This is a genomic window from Oceanisphaera sediminis, assembly GCF_039539745.1.
Taxonomy (GTDB): Bacteria; Pseudomonadota; Gammaproteobacteria; order Enterobacterales; family Aeromonadaceae; genus Oceanimonas; species Oceanimonas sediminis.
In genome coordinates this window covers 1-16417 of the sequence record NZ_BAABDS010000036.1, presented here as the reverse complement: position 1 = coordinate 16417, position 16417 = coordinate 1, and the positions used below count along the sequence as shown (strand labels likewise).

The following is a 16417-nucleotide window of genomic DNA, read 5'->3' as shown; positions in this document are numbered from 1 at the left end:
CCGGTGCACATTCACTGGGCTGCGAGCCCTTTTTTTGTTTTCGGAGGGGTAGCTTTGGCTACATTGGAACAACGATTGACCGATATGCTGTCAGAGCCCGTAGAGGCTCTGGGCTTTGAATTGCTGGGGCTCGAGTTTGTACGCGCCGGCCGGCATTCGACCTTACGTTTGTACATCGACCATGAAAACGGTATTGAAGTGACTGATTGCGCCGAAGTCAGTCGGCAGGTCAGTGCCGTGCTCGATGTGGAAGATCCCATTTCTACCGAATATGATCTGGAGGTGTCTTCTCCGGGTATGGCTCGCCCCCTGTTCAAGCCGGCCCATTATCAGGCCCTTATCGGCCAGCAGGTAGAGTTATCCCTGCGCATGGCGGTGAACAATCATCGTAAACTGACCGGGCTTCTGGTGTCGGTAGACGACACCATGATCAGGGTGGAGGTGAACGGAACCGAATTTCCCATCGCCTTCGCCAATATCCAAAAAGCGCATCTGGTTCCGAACTTTGACTAACGAGGCAGTCGGACATGAATAAAGAAATATTGCTGGTTGTTGACGCCGTTTCCAACGAAAAGGCCGTGCCTCGCGAAAAGATTTTCGAGGCACTGGAAACCGCCCTGGCTACGGCCACCAAGAAAAAATATGAAGGCGAAATCGCAGTTCGGGTCGAAATCGATCGCAAGAGCGGTAATTTTGTTACCTATCGTCGCTGGCAGGTGGTGGAAGATCAGGAAGCCCTGACCAACCCCTACGGTGAAATCACCCTGGAAGCGGCACAGATTGACGAGCCGGAGATCCAGGTTGGCGATTATGTGGAAGACGAGATTGACTCGGTCACCTTCGATCGCATCACCACCCAGACCGCCAAACAGGTTATCGTACAGAAAGTACGCGAAGCCGAGCGCATGCAGGTGGTGGAACAGTTCCAGGATCAGGAAGGCGAAATCATCACCGGTGTGGTCAAGAAGGCGACCCGGGATAACGTGATTCTGGATCTGGGCAGTAACGCCGAAGCGGTGATTTTCCGCGAAGATCTGCTGCCGCGGGAATCATTCCGTTCCGGTGACCGTATTCGCGGTCTGCTGTATGCGGTTCGCCCCGAAGCCCGTGGCGCCCAGCTGTTTGTCAGCCGCAGCCACCCGGACTTTCTGAAAGAGCTGTTCCGCATCGAAGTGCCGGAAATCGGCGAAGAAATTATCGAAATCATGGCCGCCGCCCGGGATCCGGGCAGTCGTGCCAAGATTGCAGTCAAGACCAACGATCGCCGCATCGACCCCATCGGGGCCTGTGTCGGCATGCGTGGCGCCCGGGTACAAGCCGTATCCGGCGAGCTCAGCGGTGAGCGAGTCGATATAGTTCTGTGGGACGACAACCCCGCCCAGTTTGTGATCAACGCCATGGCACCGGCAGATGTGGCCTCTATCATCGTCGATGAAGATGCTCATTCCATGGACATCGCGGTGGAGTCCGGCAATCTGGCTCAGGCCATCGGCCGTAACGGTCAGAACGTTCGGCTGGCAGCTCAGCTGACCGGCTGGGAACTGAACGTGATGACGGTGGAAGATCTGCAGAGCAAGCATCAGGTAGAAAGCGACAAGATCATGAATCTGTTTGTTCAGGACCTGGACATCGACGAAGATTTCGCCGCCTTGCTGATGGAAGAAGGCTTTTCTTCTCTGGAAGAAATTGCCTATGTGCCGGTCAGCGAGCTGTTGAGCGTCGAAGGCCTGGATGAAGAGACGGTGGAGGTGCTGCGTACGAGAGCCAAGGATGCCCTGACCACTCGGGCCCTGGCGCAGGAAGAATCATTCGAAGGGGTGGAGCCGGCAGAAGACCTGCTCGCACTGCCCTCCATGACCCGGGAGCTGGCGTATTCGCTTGCCGCCCGAGGTGTTGCGGATCTGGAAGAATTGGCAGAGCAGGGCATTGACGACCTTGAAGGAATTGAAGGTCTGAATGAAACCCTGGCAGGGGAGCTGATCATGGCGGCCCGAAATATCTGCTGGTTCGGAGACCAGAACGAAGAATAAGATCAGCGGAGGTAAATGAATGGCAGAAGTTACATTAACGCAGCTCGCCAGCGACATCGACACATCGGTTGACCGCCTTGTACAGCAGTTTCGCGAAGCCGGCATGGAGAAATCCACCGCCGACACCGTATCGGAAACCGAAAAGGCCGCCTTGCTGACGTTTTTAAAGAAACAGCATGGCGCTGACGATAAAGAGCCCAAGCGGATGACGCTGCAGCGCAAGACCATCAGCACCCTGAGCGTGCCGGTGGTCGGCGGCAAGAGCAAAGCCGTACAGGTTGAGGTGCGCAAGAAGCGCACCTATGTAAGACGTGACTCGCTGGAAGAGCAGCAGCGTCAACAGGAAGCAGAAGAGCAGGCGCGTCTGGAAGCAGAAGCACAGGCCCGGCGTGAGGCCGAAGAGCAAGCCAAACGCGAAGCCGAAGAGAAGGCCAAGCGTGAGGCAGAAGAACAAGCCAAGCGTGATGCGGAAGAAAAAGCCCGCCAGGCTCAGCTGCAAGCTCAAAACACCACAGAGCGGGGGGCAACCAAGCCCCAAGGCAAAGAGCAGAAGAAGGCGGACGATATGGCGAAGAGCGAAGCAGAAAAATTGAAGCAACAGCGTGAGCAGGAAGCCTTGCGCAAGGCCGAGCTGGACGCCCAGAAAAAGGCCGAAGAAGTACGCAAGCTGGCTGAAGAAAATGAAAAACGCTGGGCAGAAGAAGCCGCGGCGAAGAAGCCGGAAGACGCGGATTACCATGTCATGACCAACGAGCATGCCAAGGCCGCCGAAGACGAAGCCGACAAGACCGAAGAGCAGAAAGCGCGCCGTAGTACCGGCGGCAAGAAGCGCAAGGGTGGCAAAAACAAGGAAGATCGCGAAAATCGCGAAAGCCGCAACGAGCGTCTGCGTAAAGGCAAGCGCGCCAAGGTGATGACGCCCAACTCGATGAAACACGGCTTCCAGAAGCCGGTGCAGGCGGTTAACCGCGATGTCGAGATCGGTGAAACCATCAGCGTGGCCGAACTGGCCAACAAGATGGCCGTGAAGGGTGCCGCCGTCATCAAAACCATGATGAAGATGGGCGCCATGGTGACCATCAACCAGGTGATCGATCAGGAAACCGCCCAGCTGGTGGCGGAAGAGATGGGCCACAAGGTGGTTCTGCGTCGTGAAAACGAGCTGGAGCATAAGGTACTGTCGGATCGGGATACCGATGCCGAACGTCAGACTCGTGCGCCGGTGGTGACCATCATGGGTCACGTCGACCATGGTAAGACCTCGACCCTGGATTACATCCGTCGGGCCAAGGTGGCGGCCGGCGAAGCCGGTGGTATTACCCAGCATATCGGTGCCTATCACGTCGAAACCGACAACGGCATGATTACCTTCCTGGATACTCCGGGTCACGCCGCCTTTACCTCCATGCGTGCTCGTGGTGCCAGCGCCACCGATATCGTTATTCTGGTGGTGGCAGCGGATGATGGCGTGATGCCGCAGACCGTTGAAGCTATCCAGCACGCCAAGGCGGCGGGCGTACCGCTGATTGTGGCGGTGAACAAGATGGACAAGCCGGAAGCGGATATCGATCGGGTCAAGAGCGAGTTGTCTCAGCACGGCGTCATGTCGGAAGACTGGGGCGGCGAAAACATGTTCGTCTTTATCTCGGCCAAAACCGGTCAGGGTATCGATGAACTGCTCGAAGCCATTCTGCTGCAGGCGGAAGTACTGGAGCTGAAAGCCGTATACGACGGCATGGCGTCCGGTGTGGTTATCGAATCCCGTCTCGACAAGGGTCGTGGTCCGGTTGCCACCGTACTGGTACAGGAAGGTACGCTGAACCAGGGCGATATCGTACTCTGTGGTCTGGAATATGGCCGTGTTCGCGCCATGAGAGACGAGCTGGGTCGCGACATCAAGACCGCGGGTCCGTCCATTCCGGTTGAAATCCTGGGTCTGTCCGGTGTACCGGCAGCCGGTGATGAAGCTACCGTGGTGCGTGACGAGAAGAAAGCCCGTGAAGTGGCGCTCTACCGTCAGGGCAAGTTCCGCGAAGTGAAACTGGCACGTCAGCAGAAAGCCAAGTTGGAGAACATGTTCGCCAACATGACCGAAGGCGAAGTGGCCGAAGTCAACCTGGTACTGAAGGCCGATGTTCAGGGCTCCATCGAAGCGATTTCCGAATCGCTGCAGAAGCTGTCCACCGACGAAGTCAAGGTCAAGATCATTGGTACCGGTGTGGGTGGAATCACCGAAACCGACGCCAGCCTGGCGGCGGCGTCCAACGCCATCATAGTGGGCTTCAACGTGCGTGCCGATGCCTCTGCCCGCAAGATGATTGAAGCGGAAGAGATCGATCTGCGCTACTACAGCGTGATCTATGAACTGCTGGATGAAGTGAAGCAGGCCATGACCGGCATGCTGGCACCGGAGTTCAAGCAGGAAATCATCGGTCTGGCTCAGGTACGTGACGTGTTCCGTTCACCCAAGTTTGGTGCCGTGGCCGGTTGTATGGTCACCGAAGGTAACGTCAAGCGCAGCAACCCGATTCGGGTATTGCGCGACAACGTGGTCATTTACGAAGGCGAGCTGGAATCTCTGCGTCGCTTCAAGGACGATGTACAGGAAGTGCGTAACGGCATGGAATGTGGTATCGCCGTGAAGAACTACAATGATGTACGTGTGGGCGACCAGATTGAAGTCTTCCAAATCGTGGAAGTACAGCGCACCCTGTAAGGGCGACCTGTACCAGGAACCCCGGTTTCAGTACTGATAAATAAATGGGGGCCTTTGGCCCCCTTTGTCTTGGAAAGAGAATTATGGCCAGAGAATTCAGCCGTGCCCGCCGGGTAGGTCAGGAATTGCAGAAAGAAATTGCGATGATCCTGCAGCGGGAAATCAAAGATGACCGTCTCAAGCTGGTGACGGTATCCGGTGTCGAGTTGTCTCGGGATCTGAACTACGCCAAGGTGTTTGTTACCTTTCTGGAAAATGATCCGGAAAAAATCGAGCAGGGCATGAAGGTGCTGAAAGATGCCAGCGGCTTTATTCGCAGCCTGGTGGGCAAAGCCATGCGTCTGCGAGTTACGCCCGAATTACGATTTGCCTACGACCAGAGCCTGGTCGAGGGGATGCGTATTTCTACCCTGGTTTCCAGCACCATTGCCGAAGACAATCGTCGTATGCAGGGCGGTAGTCAGGCAGATCAGGACCAGGATCAAGAGCAAGATCAAGATCAAGAGAAGAAGGACTGAAGATGGGGCGTCAGCGTCGATTTCGTGGCCGTGAGGTAGACGGCATTCTGTTGTTGGACAAGCCAGCCGGCATTACCTCCAACGATGCCCTGCAACAGGTCAAGCGTATTTATGCCGCCGCCAAGGCGGGGCACACCGGTGCCCTCGACCCGCTGGCTACCGGCATGCTGCCGATTTGCCTGGGTGAAGCCACCAAGTTTTCCCAGTTTCTGCTGGAAGCGGACAAGCGTTACCGGGTAGTTGCCAAGCTGGGCGAGCGCACCGACACCAGCGATGCCGACGGCGAGGTGGTCGAGACCCGTCCGGTCAACGTCGCCATGGGCGATCTGATCGAGGCGCTGGATCGTTTTCGTGGCGAGAGCAAGCAGATTCCGTCCATGTATTCCGCGCTCAAATATCAGGGCAAACCCCTGTACCAGTATGCCCGTGAAGGCATTGAAGTGCCGCGGGAGTCCCGGCCCATCACCGTCTATGAGCTGAGCCTGATCCGCTTTGAAGGCGATGAAGTGGAGCTGGAAGTACACTGCAGCAAAGGCACCTATATCCGTACCATCGTCGATGATCTGGGCGAAGTGCTGGGCTGTGGCGCCCACGTGACCGTGCTGCGTCGTCTTGCCGTGGCCGGGTACCCGAGCGACCGCATGCTGACGCTGGAGCAGCTGGAATGCATTCTCGAAAACTGCCGCACCCAGGAGATAGCGCCTCGCCTGGAGCTGGATCCGCTGCTGTTGCCGATGGATACCGCCGTCTCCACCCTGCCGGAAGTGAACATGTCCGAGCTGGTGGCCGGTTATATCAATCAGGGGCAGGCGGTGCAGGTTTCCGGCGCGCCGCTGGAAGGCTTTGTACGCATGACCATGGGTGACGAACACCGGTTTATCGGCGTCGGTGAAATCGACGAAGACGGTAAAGTTGCCCCCAAGCGCCTGGTGCGCTGAAACCACGACCTTGTCAACAGCAACGGGCCTTGCCAGGCTCGTTGCTGTTGCCGGCATTTTCTGGTTGCCAACATCGGCTTAACTGGTAGAATGCGCAGCTCGCTTTCCGGCTGAATTAGTGATCGGCTGGAAAAAACATTCATCTCTTTGGAGTAATAAGATGTCACTAAATGCTGAAACAAAAGCCCAGATCGTTGCTGATTTTGCTCGCGGCGAAGGCGACACCGGTTCACCTGAAGTTCAGGTTGCCCTGCTGAGCGCCCAGATCAACCACCTGCAAGGTCACTTCAAGCAGCACATCCACGATCACCACAGCCGTCGTGGTCTGCTGCGCATGGTATCCCAGCGTCGTAGCCTGCTGGACTACCTGAAGCGTAAAGACGTTGCGCGTTACAGTGCACTGATCGCCAAGCTGGGTCTGCGTCGTTAATCGAGCATCCGGTTCAAGAAAAAGGGGCTTCGGCCCCTTTTTTGTTGCCTGCAGACAACAGCTTTAAGCCATAAGCTGACAGCTGTAAGTTAAACAATGCCGTTTGTAGATATCGAGTTTATTCGGAAAAATCAGCCATTGGCTGCTTGTTCTTACCACAGAAGTGGCACCTGAAAAACACTCTGTTCCGGTTTAACTTCGAGCTTACAGCTTACGACTTAAAGCTGGTTTTCCCCTTGCGATTCTGTCCTTTAAACGGGAATCAAGTATACTGTGCCGGTAAATTAAAAGACCAAACATATTAAGGAATCTACAACGTGAATCCTATCGTGAAAACCTTCCAGTACGGCCAGCATACCGTCACCCTCGAAACCGGCGTCATGGCGCGTCAGGCGAGTGGTGCCGTCATGGCCAGCATTGATGATACCGCCGTTCTGGTGACCGTCGTTGGCAAGCGCGAAGCCGATGAAAGCAAAGACTTTTTTCCGCTGACCGTTAACTACCAGGAGCGTACCTACGCTGCCGGCCGCATTCCGGGCAGCTTCTTCAAGCGTGAAGGCCGCCCAACGGAAGGTGAAACACTGACCTCGCGACTGATTGACCGTCCGATCCGTCCGTTGTTTCCCGAAGGATTCAAGAACGAAGTACAGGTGATCGCCACCGTGGTCTCGGTGAACCCCGATATCGCGCCCGACATCATCGCCATGCTGGGTACCTCTGCGGCCCTGGCCATTTCCGGTATTCCGTTTGCCGGTCCTATCGGCGCCGCTCGCGTCGGTTACATGAATGGTGAGTACGTGCTGAACCCGAGCATCAGCGAGCTGGAAAACAGCGAGCTGGATCTGGTCGTTGCCGGTACCGCCAACGCGGTATTGATGGTGGAGTCCGAAGCCAACATTCTGCCCGAAGAAGTGATGCTGGGCGCCGTGGTTTACGGTCACGAGCAGCTGAACACCGCCGTGCAGGCGATCAACGAGTTTGCCGCCGAAGTGGGCACCCAGCCCTGGGACTGGCAGCCGAAGGCCGAGAACGAAGGCCTGAAAGCCCAGATTGCCGAGCTGGCGACCACCGAGATGGGTGAAGCCTATCGCATCACCGACAAGAGCGCTCGTCGCGACGCCATTGGCGCCATCAAGGCCAAGGCATTGTCGGCCGTGCTGGCCGCTCATCCCGAGCAGGGCATCAAGGAAGTGCAGGAACAGCTGGGCAAGCTGGAGAAGCAGATTGTACGTGGTCGCGTGGTACGCGGTGAGCCCCGTATCGATGGTCGTGAACCCGACATGATTCGTGCCCTGAACGTGGCCACCGGTCTACTGCCTCGTACTCACGGCTCCGCCCTGTTTACCCGTGGTGAAACTCAGGCCCTGGTTGCCGCTACCCTGGGCACGGAGCGTGACGCTCAGCTGATTGACGAGCTGACCGGCGCCCGTACCAACCGCTTCATGCTGCACTACAACTTCCCTCCCTACTGTGTGGGTGAAACCGGCATGGTCGGCAGTCCCAAGCGTCGGGAAATCGGTCATGGCCGCCTGGCCAAGCGCGGCGTTGCCGCCGTGATGCCGAGTGCCGACGTGTTCCCGTACACGGTGCGTGTGGTATCCGAAATCACCGAGTCCAATGGTTCTTCCTCCATGGCTTCCGTGTGTGGTACTTCACTGGCGCTGATGGACGCGGGTGTGCCGATCAAGGCGTCCGTGGCCGGTATCGCCATGGGTCTGGTGAAAGAAGACGCCGGTTTTGTGGTGCTGTCCGACATTCTGGGTGACGAAGATCACCTGGGCGACATGGACTTCAAGGTAGCCGGCACCACTCAGGGTATTACCGCCCTGCAGATGGACATCAAGATTGAAGGCATCACCAAGGAAATCATGGAAGTGGCGCTGAAGCAGGCGCGCAATGCTCGTTTGCACATCCTGAAGGTGATGGATGAGGCGTTGCAGGCACCCCGTGCCGAGATCTCCGATTTTGCACCGCGCATCCATATCATCAAGATCAACCCCGAGAAGATCCGTGATGTTATCGGTAAAGGCGGCGCGACCATTCGTGCCCTGACCGAAGAAACCGGTACCACCATTGAGCTGGATGACGACGGCACCGTCAAGATTGCCGCCGTGGACGGTGAAGCGGCCAAGCTGGCCATTCGTCGTATCGAGCAGCTGACCGCAGAAGTGGAAAGCGGCACCATCTACGACGGTCAGGTCGTGCGTCTGGCCGACTTCGGTGCTTTCGTCAACATTCTGCCCGGTAAAGATGGCCTGGTACACATTTCCCAGATCACCGAAGAGCGGGTCAAGAACGTGTCCGATCACCTGACCGTGGGCGACACCGTCAAGGTCAAGGTACTGGAAGTGGATCGCCAGGGCCGCATTCGTCTGTCCATCAAGGAAGCGAAAGAGCCGGTCGCCGCCGAAGCGCCCGCTGCCGAAGAAACCAAGGTTGAAGAAGCCAAGGTGGAAGCGGCACCTGCCGAAGCCACCAAGACCGACGCAGCACCGGCCGACAAGGCCGAGTAACGTCGCCGTGGCCTGACAGGCTGATGCGCAAATAGAAAAAGCCGGGATAATTCCCGGCTTTTTGGTTTTTGTTCTTCCTGGCGATAATCAGGCCGTCAGCGGCGTTGCATGAGGCTGACGGGTGCCCAGGTGGCGCAGCAGTAGCCTCAAACCAGTAGGCTTTTACTGAACAACGAAACTCGTTGAGGACTGCTCAACTATAGATACTTGTTCTTCGGCTTCACTCGCCAACTGATCTGCATCCATGGCAACACGGCATAACAAGTCTACCTCGGGCGATTTGCAGCCTTTACGCCAGGCCAACATCAGAGTGCAATAAATGGGGAGATCATCAAGTTCGAAGGCAATGAGGCTATCATCACCTGCAGCCAGAATGCTCGGCATGATGGCGTAGCCCATACCCGTGGCCACCAGGCCACGAATGGTGATGTCATCGTGACATTCCTGCACGATATTTGGCGTGATGCCCGCATCACGAAAATACCGGTCGATACGATCGTAGCTGCCCGGGGTCGAATCACGCTTGAAGCGTATGAAGGGGGCCCCATCAAAGTCGCGCAGCGATGTCGGCGCCTTGTCCAGCAAACCGGGGTGACGACGCATGATCACCGCCATGCGGAATGTGCCGACGGACAGGGTATCCAGCAGCGGTTCATCGTCTGATTCGATGAATAGCAGGCCGGCATCGATGCTGCCCTGGACGATGGCCGTGGTCTGAGGGCCGGATAACATGGACTCGAGTGCAAGCCGGATATCCGGATATTGCGCACGAAACCGACTGATCACTCCCGAAATACTGGGAATGTAAGGGTGAATGGTGGTGATGCCGATGGACAGGCTATCGGCATACCCTTCTGCGATGGCTTTTGTTTTCTTGGCAACATTATCCAGGTCGGCTACCAGGCGCAGGGCATTGTCATAAAGGAACTCTCCTGCCCGGGTTAATACCACTCCCTTGTGATTTCTATCAAGCAGCCGAGTACCGATCCCTTCTTCAAGCAGACGGATTTGTCGTGTCAATGCCGGCTGGGCAATGTGAATTTTTCTTGCTGCCGCTGTGATTGAACCTTCATCGACGACCGACAGAAAGTATTTCAGTTTTCTTATATCCATGTTGTTATTTCGCCCCAAACAGCCTGTGGCATATCAAAAAGGCATGACACCATCGAGAACAAGTATTTTTCGGTCTTTAACTCATTGAATATGATGAAAAACGCCGCTTAGTGCAACAGTACAAACGGCTGTTTAATGGACTTTTCCCCTGGCGACGTGTTGCTTGCCAGGAGGATGATAGTCAGTCATGGAAGACCAGGCCGTTTCCAGGCTATGGCCAATAGAGGGACCTATCTAATGAAAGAGCGTGATATAGAACGCATGATTGCCTTTCGGCGTGAGCTGCATCGTTTTCCCGAGCTCTCCTGTCACGAGCAACAGACCGCCGAACGAGTGGTCGGCATGCTGCGGGAAATTGGTGTTGACGAGGTGCATCAGGGCATCGGCGGCCACGGCGTGGTCGGCATCATCAACGGCTTGTCTGCCGGTCGCAGCGTGGGTCTGAGGGCCGACATGGATGCCCTGCCGCTGGCAGAAGACAACACCACCGAATATTGTTCCCGCCATCAGGGGGTCATGCATGCCTGCGGCCATGATGGTCACACGGCGATGCTGCTCGGTGCTGCCCTTGATCTGGTTCAAAACCGTCCAGCCTCCGGTCGTGTGGTGCTTGTCTTTCAACCGGCCGAGGAGCTAGGCACCGGGGCGCCCGCCATGCTTGACGATGGGTTGCTGGAGCGCTTTCCCATCGATGCGATATTTGGCATGCACAATTGGCCCGGGGTCGAGACCGGGCGCTTTGTGATTCATGACCGGCCCCATATGGCCTCAAGTGACGATTTCGAGGTGCAGTTCAACTCCGAAGGCGGTCACGGCGCCATGCCCCACCTGACCACGGACCCCGTCTTTGCTGCCGGGTTATTCGTAACCGCCCTGCAGCAGGTAATCAGTCGCAATACCAATCCCGAGGATATCGCTGTCGTCAGTGTCGGCAGTCTTCAGAGCGGTCATGCCAGCAACATTATTCCGGCCATGGCCAGGCTAAAGGGCACTGCCCGCAGTTTCAAGCCCGATGCCAGACGGCATATCGAACAACGTATTCACGATATCGTGGAAGGGATTGGCCTGGCAACGGGGTGTACACCGACCATTGACTACCGGCACTCAACCCCGCCGGTGGCCAATGACCCGGCCTGTGTTGCCCTCGCGCGCGGCGTGGTCGAAGAGCTGTGGGGCGCGTCTCTGCTGGTGGATCATCCGATCAGCATGGGCGCCGACGACATGGGCGCTTTCCTGGAAAAGGTACCTGGCGTCTATGCGTGGATTGGCAACGGCTGCGGCGGCTCGGCCCCGAGGTTGCATCAGCCCGACTATGACTTCAACGACGACATTCTGGACAAAGGCAGCTGTTTTCTTTCCCATGCCGCTCGACGTTTTCTCGACAGCAATCAGTGAATCCAGGGGGTAATATGAGACATCTAGAAAGAGCTGCCGAGTTCGAGGCAGCACCACGCCGGCAGCTCGGTTTTCCACATATCTTCGTGGTCTTGTTCACTTTCATCTGTGTCGCGGCCGCGATGACCTATCTGATCGATGCAGGCAGCTATGAGCGGGTGCTTTCCGAGCAAGGCAAAACGGTGGTGGTGCCTGGCAGCTATGCCGCCATTGATGGCCAGCCAGCGACCTTGCTCACGCCGTTCATCGCGGTATTCGAGGGTATGAAGGAAGGCAGCAGCATCATCTTCTTCATCTTTATCTCCGGGGGCGCCTTCGGGGTACTCAAGGCGACGGGGGTGCTGCAGAAACTGGTGGCCAGTATCAGCCGTAGCCTGTCGGGTCATGACATCATTCTGATCCCGTTGTTGATGCTATTGTTTGCCATCGGCGGCGCCACCTTTGGTCTGGCCGAGGAAACCATCGCCTTCATCATCATACTGGCGCCCATGATGAGGATGCTGGGCTATAACTCCATGGTCGCCGCCGCCGTCCCGTTGGTGGGGGCCGGAGCCGGGTTCTCCGCGGCGTTCATGAATCCCTTTACCGTCGGTGTAGCCCAGGATATTGCCCAGCTGCCGATGTTTTCGGGTATGGGCTTGCGGGTCGTTTACTGGCTGGTATTTGTCGGCGTGAGCATCGCTTTCGTGACCTACTATGCCGCCAAGGTGAAATCGCCACCCGTGTCTGGAGCGGCAGCAAGTAAGGATGTGCTCGACGAAAGCCCTCTGACTCACTCCGATCGCTTGATCCTGTCGGCCTTCGCCGGATCCATCCTGCTAATCGCCTATGGCGTCATTCGTCATGGCTGGTATATCGGCGAAATGTCCGGGGTGTTCCTGCTGATGTGCATGCTGGTCGGGGCCTTTGCCCGCATGAGCCCCAATGATATCGCCGAGCAGTTTGTCAATGGACTAAAGGACATCGCCATGGGGGCTCTGGTGGTCGGTTTCGCCTTCGGTATCCTGATCGTGCTCAAGAACGGCAGCATCCTCGATACCATTCTCTACCATCTCGAACAGCTGATTGGCGGCATGCCACCCGTGTTGACGGCCGTCGGCATGTTTCTGGTACAGATGCTGCTTAACTGCCTGGTCCCCTCCGGCAGTGGTCAGGCCGCCCTGACCATGCCGCTGATGGTGCCGCTTGCCGATCTGGTGGGTGTTACTCGCCAGACTGCAGTACTTGCCTTCCAGCTGGGCGACGGGATCACCAATATCATCACTCCCACCTCCGGCTACTTTATGGCAGGGTTGTCGGTGGCCGGTGTTTCCTGGAGCAAATGGATCAAGTGGATTCTGCCATTGTTTCTCATACAGCTGATGCTGGCTGCCAGCATGGTTACCCTTGCCTATTATATTTCCTGGTCTTGAAGGACGTTTTCCTATGCAGATTAAACAAATCACCGTCTATGGCATTCGCTTGCCACTCAAACAGCCATTTAAGATTGCCTACGATACCTATGAAGATATCGAAAGCATCCTGGTCAGGATCGAATCGACTTCGGGAGAAGTGGGCTGGGGGGAAGCGGTTGTCGATCAGCATGTCTCGGGAGAGACTTGGCAGGCAGCTCGACAGATCATCACCAGAGAATTGGCGCCGCTCCTGATCGGGCGCCCAATCGACAGTATTGGCGCTTTCCACAGCATGGCCGAGGCGCGTATCCGCCATAACCCTTCCGCCAAGGCCGCTCTGGATATCGCCCTGCACGATCTACTGGCCAGACACTGCAAGGTTCCCCTCTATAGCCTGCTGGGGGGACGTTATCATGCTCGCCTCGAACTGCCCTGTGTGATCAGCATGCTGGCACCGGAGGAGATGGCGCGTCAGGCGCGGGAAGCCTGTGATCGCGGCTATACATCAGTCAAGATCAAGCTTGGTGATGCCCCAGAGCTGGATGTCGAACGCATCGCCCGCGTCCGGGAGGCGATGGCACCGGGCGTAGCCCTGCGAGTGGACGCCAATCAGGGCTGGAGTGCCAAGCAGGCTCTGCAGATTATTCGTCAGGCTGCGCCTTATCAGGTGGAGTGGTTCGAGCAACCGGTCTCCATTGAAAATCTGGATGCACTGGCCCGGATCACCCAGGCCACCGAGGCGGTTATCATGGCTGACGAGCCCATTCACGGCGTGCGTGACATGCTCGAGGTGGTTCGCCGCCAGGCGGCGGACATGGTCAATATCAAACTGATGAAGTCCGGGGGATTACACGCCGCCCGCGCCATGGCCGAGATCGGTCTCGCCGCAGATATTCCCTGCCAGATCGGTTCCATGGTGGAGTCATCGGTTGCTACTTTGGCGGGCGCGCACCTGGCGATGGCCCATTGCAATATAGTGGCTAACGACATGGTGGGGCCGGCCATGATTGCTCGTGATGTTGCCGACATGCCCGGCAACGAGACCCATATTGAGTTATCCGACGCCCCCGGTCTTGGCATCTGGATCGACGAAGACAGAGTCAGGGCTCTCAGTATCTTTGAGGATAGAATCGATTGAGTACATGAAAAGAGATCCAGTTGTTATAAGTTAGCTTCTCAAAACACATAAGTGACGCAGAGGTGATATCGCAACCAAAAAGCCGGGATAATTCCCGGCTTTTTGGTTTTTGTTCTTCCTGGCGATAATCAGGCCGTTAGCGGCGTTGCATGAGGCTGACGGCTGTCTTGCTGTGTGCCCAGGTGGCGCAGCAGTATGCCGAAGTCGACGTTGACCGATGCGGCCAGCGGTAACCAGACCACATGGCCGCTGCCGGGGGCAACCTCGACCTGCTCGCCTTTACGGTTTTTCAGCTGCTCCAGGGTAAAGGTGATATTACCGGCGGGCGTCATCAGCTCTAGTTGATCACCGACGCTGAATTTGTTCTTCACTTCCACTTCTACCCAGTTGCCATCACGACGGGTGATATCGCCGACAAACTGCTGGCGGGTCGATACCGAATGGCCGGTCTCGTAGTTCTGGTAATCGCTGTGGGCGTGGCGCTTGAGAAAGCCTTCGGTGTAACCGCGATGTGCCAGGTTTTCCAGGGTGTTCATCAGGGTGGCGTCGAAGGGCTTGCCGGCCACCGCATCGTCGATGGCCTTGCGATACACCTGGGCGGTGCGCGCCACGTAATAGAACGACTTGGTGCGGCCTTCTATCTTCAGTGAGTGCACACCCATCCGGGTGAGGCGCTCCACATACTGCACCGCGCGCAGATCCTTGGAGTTCATGATGTAGGTGCCGTGTTCGTCTTCATAGGCGGCCATGTACTCGCCGGGACGGTTGCTTTCTTCCAGCAGCACCGGCTGGTCGTGCGGGGCGCCAGCACCCAGGGTGGGCTCGACCTGTTGCACTTGTTCTACTGGCTGCACCATGATCGGCTCTTGCTTGTGAACTATCTGGCCGGCGTCGTCTTCCCTGGCCTCATGCACCTTGTATTCCCAGCGACAGGCGTTGGTGCAGGTCCCCTGGTTGGGATCGCGCTTGTTGATGTAGCCGGACAGCAGACAGCGGCCGGAGTAGGCCATGCACAGGGCGCCGTGGACAAATACTTCCAGTTCGACGCTGGGACAGTTGGTGCGAATTTCTTCAATTTCTTCCAGCGATAGCTCGCGCGACAGTATCACCCGCTCGATGCCGTAGTCCTGCCAGAACTTGACCGAGGCCCAGTTGACGGCGTTGGCCTGTACCGACAGATGAATGGGCATGTCGGGGAAGTGCTCGCGCACCAGCATGATCAGGCCGGGATCGGACATGATGAGTGCATCCGGGCCCATTTCGACCACCGGCTTCATGTCGCGCAGAAAGGTTTTCAGCTTGGCGTTGTGGGGCTGAATGTTGACCACCACATAAAACTTCTTGCCCAGAGCATGGGCCTCATCGATGCCGGTCTTGAGGTTTTCGTGATTGAACTCGTTGTTGCGTACCCGCAGCGAATAGCGGGGCTGGCCGGCGTAGACCGCATCGGCACCATAGGCGAAGGCATAGCGCATATTCTTGAGCGAGCCGGCGGGGGAAAGTAATTCGGGTATGAACGGTTTCGTAGTCAACATGGGTTCTCGTCTGATGTCAGGTCAGCGGGCCACCACCAGATGGTGGCCGGGGAGGGTATTTTACTCCCCCGAGCCGCCAATATCGAGCAGAGACGGCAAAGCCGGATTGCAGCGAAAGCGGTCAATAGGCCAGGTCCATGTGTTCGACGTCCAGTTCGGCACCGTCGTCATCATCCTGATCGAGTTCTCCGCAAAGGGTCAGGCGGGTGTGGGAAGTCGCTTGAATATGACGCCATTCGTCATCGACTATGTCCATCATCATGACGCCGGTGCCATCCTGAAACAGATATTCCTCGTCGTCCAGCTGTTCAACGAGATAGCCGGTGAGGCATATTTCGCTGTCATCTTCCATATAGTGCGCCTGAGCTACGCTCACCCAGGGTTGGCGATAGTAATGGTCAGATCCGGCCTGAACCGTGCCGGTCAGCGCAGATAACCCGAAGATGGCGGCAATCAGTATCTTGTTCACGAGGTGCTCCCGTTTGTAGTAGAGCGCCCGATAGTAACCGCAACCGAATGGCCTGGTCTCAGGCCCGCGCCGGCCCGACGATTTATCGGGCCAAATACGGGTTCGATCAGACAATTTTGGTCACAGTACCGACGTGAGGGGAGAGGCGTGAGGCGTTAGGGAGCGTTCTCAATCATGCCAGCCATATCACCGTTGATACGAGGCTGAGCATGGCGGTGTAGTGTTTCT

At 56.9% G+C, this 16417-nt stretch carries 12 protein-coding genes and 1 pseudogene; 10 read left to right on the top strand and 3 right to left on the bottom strand.

The window, feature by feature from the left end:
• Positions 1 to 54: 54 nt before the first annotated feature.
• The 7 genes and pseudogenes from rimP to pnp form a co-directional block, all read left to right on the top strand.
• Complete coding sequence (rimP, locus tag ABD827_RS11255) at positions 55 to 513, top strand: ribosome maturation factor RimP (protein ID WP_298719247.1); 459 nt, start codon at positions 55 to 57, stop codon at positions 511 to 513.
• A gap of 14 nt (positions 514 to 527) precedes the next feature.
• A complete protein-coding gene (nusA, locus tag ABD827_RS11250; RefSeq protein ID WP_344964880.1) occupies positions 528 to 2030 on the top strand; it encodes a transcription termination factor NusA in 1503 nt (500 codons plus the stop codon).
• A gap of 19 nt (positions 2031 to 2049) precedes the next feature.
• Positions 2050 to 4746, top strand: coding sequence for a translation initiation factor IF-2 (gene infB / locus ABD827_RS11245; protein WP_298719244.1), 2697 nt, complete (start codon positions 2050 to 2052; stop codon positions 4744 to 4746).
• An 83-nt stretch (positions 4747 to 4829) separates the two neighbouring features.
• Positions 4830 to 5264 (top strand): 30S ribosome-binding factor RbfA, encoded by a 435-nt coding sequence (rbfA, locus tag ABD827_RS11240; RefSeq protein WP_344964879.1) that lies wholly within the window; start codon positions 4830 to 4832, stop codon positions 5262 to 5264.
• Positions 5265 to 5266: 2 nt separating this feature from the next.
• Positions 5267 to 6202, top strand: a complete 936-nt coding sequence (gene truB / locus ABD827_RS11235) for a tRNA pseudouridine(55) synthase TruB (RefSeq protein ID WP_344964878.1) — start codon at positions 5267 to 5269, stop codon at positions 6200 to 6202.
• Positions 6203 to 6362: 160 nt separating this feature from the next.
• Positions 6363 to 6632 carry a 30S ribosomal protein S15 gene (gene rpsO / locus ABD827_RS11230; RefSeq protein WP_298719240.1) on the top strand — a complete coding sequence of 90 codons (270 nt, stop codon included), beginning with the start codon at positions 6363 to 6365 and terminating at the stop codon, positions 6630 to 6632.
• 317 nt (positions 6633 to 6949) lie between these two features.
• Positions 6950 to 9019: pseudogene (gene pnp, locus ABD827_RS11225) on the top strand (polyribonucleotide nucleotidyltransferase); the annotation flags it as partial.
• 288 nt (positions 9020 to 9307) lie between these two features.
• Here the strand turns inward: pnp and ABD827_RS11220 are convergent.
• Complete coding sequence (locus ABD827_RS11220) at positions 9308 to 10258, bottom strand: LysR family transcriptional regulator (protein WP_344964875.1); 951 nt, start codon at positions 10256 to 10258, stop codon at positions 9308 to 9310.
• A 237-nt stretch (positions 10259 to 10495) separates the two neighbouring features.
• Between ABD827_RS11220 and ABD827_RS11215 the strand changes: the two genes are divergently transcribed.
• Genes ABD827_RS11215 through ABD827_RS11205 form a run of 3 tightly spaced genes read left to right on the top strand, consistent with a single transcriptional unit; the run spans position 10496 to position 14185 of the window.
• Complete coding sequence (locus tag ABD827_RS11215; RefSeq protein ID WP_344964874.1) at positions 10496 to 11653, top strand: M20 metallopeptidase family protein; 1158 nt, start codon at positions 10496 to 10498, stop codon at positions 11651 to 11653.
• A gap of 14 nt (positions 11654 to 11667) precedes the next feature.
• The gene (locus ABD827_RS11210) at positions 11668 to 13065 is read left to right on the top strand and encodes a YfcC family protein (RefSeq protein ID WP_344964873.1); all 1398 of its coding nucleotides are present in this window, start codon (positions 11668 to 11670) and stop codon (positions 13063 to 13065) included.
• A gap of 13 nt (positions 13066 to 13078) precedes the next feature.
• Complete coding sequence (locus ABD827_RS11205; protein ID WP_344964872.1) at positions 13079 to 14185, top strand: mandelate racemase/muconate lactonizing enzyme family protein; 1107 nt, start codon at positions 13079 to 13081, stop codon at positions 14183 to 14185.
• Between the two features lie 128 nt (positions 14186 to 14313).
• Here the strand turns inward: ABD827_RS11205 and trhP are convergent, their stop codons facing one another.
• Positions 14314 to 15720, bottom strand: a complete 1407-nt coding sequence (trhP, locus tag ABD827_RS11200) for a prephenate-dependent tRNA uridine(34) hydroxylase TrhP (RefSeq protein ID WP_344964871.1) — start codon at positions 15718 to 15720, stop codon at positions 14314 to 14316.
• A 121-nt stretch (positions 15721 to 15841) separates the two neighbouring features.
• On the bottom strand, positions 15842 to 16189 hold the full coding sequence (locus tag ABD827_RS11195) for a NirD/YgiW/YdeI family stress tolerance protein (RefSeq protein WP_344964870.1): 348 nt from the start codon (positions 16187 to 16189) through the stop codon (positions 15842 to 15844).
• Between the last annotated feature and the right edge of the window lie 228 nt (positions 16190 to 16417).

Coding starts and splice junctions, on each gene's coding strand:
- nusA (WP_344964880.1), top strand. CDS start 528: ATGAATAAAGAAATATTGCTGGTTGTTGACGCCGTTTCCAACGAAAAG.
- infB (WP_298719244.1), top strand. CDS start 2,050: ATGGCAGAAGTTACATTAACGCAGCTCGCCAGCGACATCGACACATCG.
- rbfA (WP_344964879.1), top strand. CDS start 4,830: ATGGCCAGAGAATTCAGCCGTGCCCGCCGGGTAGGTCAGGAATTGCAG.
- truB (WP_344964878.1), top strand. CDS start 5,267: ATGGGGCGTCAGCGTCGATTTCGTGGCCGTGAGGTAGACGGCATTCTG.
- rpsO (WP_298719240.1), top strand. CDS start 6,363: ATGTCACTAAATGCTGAAACAAAAGCCCAGATCGTTGCTGATTTTGCT.
- ABD827_RS11220 (WP_344964875.1), bottom strand. CDS start 10,258: ATGGATATAAGAAAACTGAAATACTTTCTGTCGGTCGTCGATGAAGGT.
- ABD827_RS11215 (WP_344964874.1), top strand. CDS start 10,496: ATGAAAGAGCGTGATATAGAACGCATGATTGCCTTTCGGCGTGAGCTG.
- ABD827_RS11210 (WP_344964873.1), top strand. CDS start 11,668: ATGAGACATCTAGAAAGAGCTGCCGAGTTCGAGGCAGCACCACGCCGG.
- ABD827_RS11205 (WP_344964872.1), top strand. CDS start 13,079: ATGCAGATTAAACAAATCACCGTCTATGGCATTCGCTTGCCACTCAAA.
- trhP (WP_344964871.1), bottom strand. CDS start 15,720: ATGTTGACTACGAAACCGTTCATACCCGAATTACTTTCCCCCGCCGGC.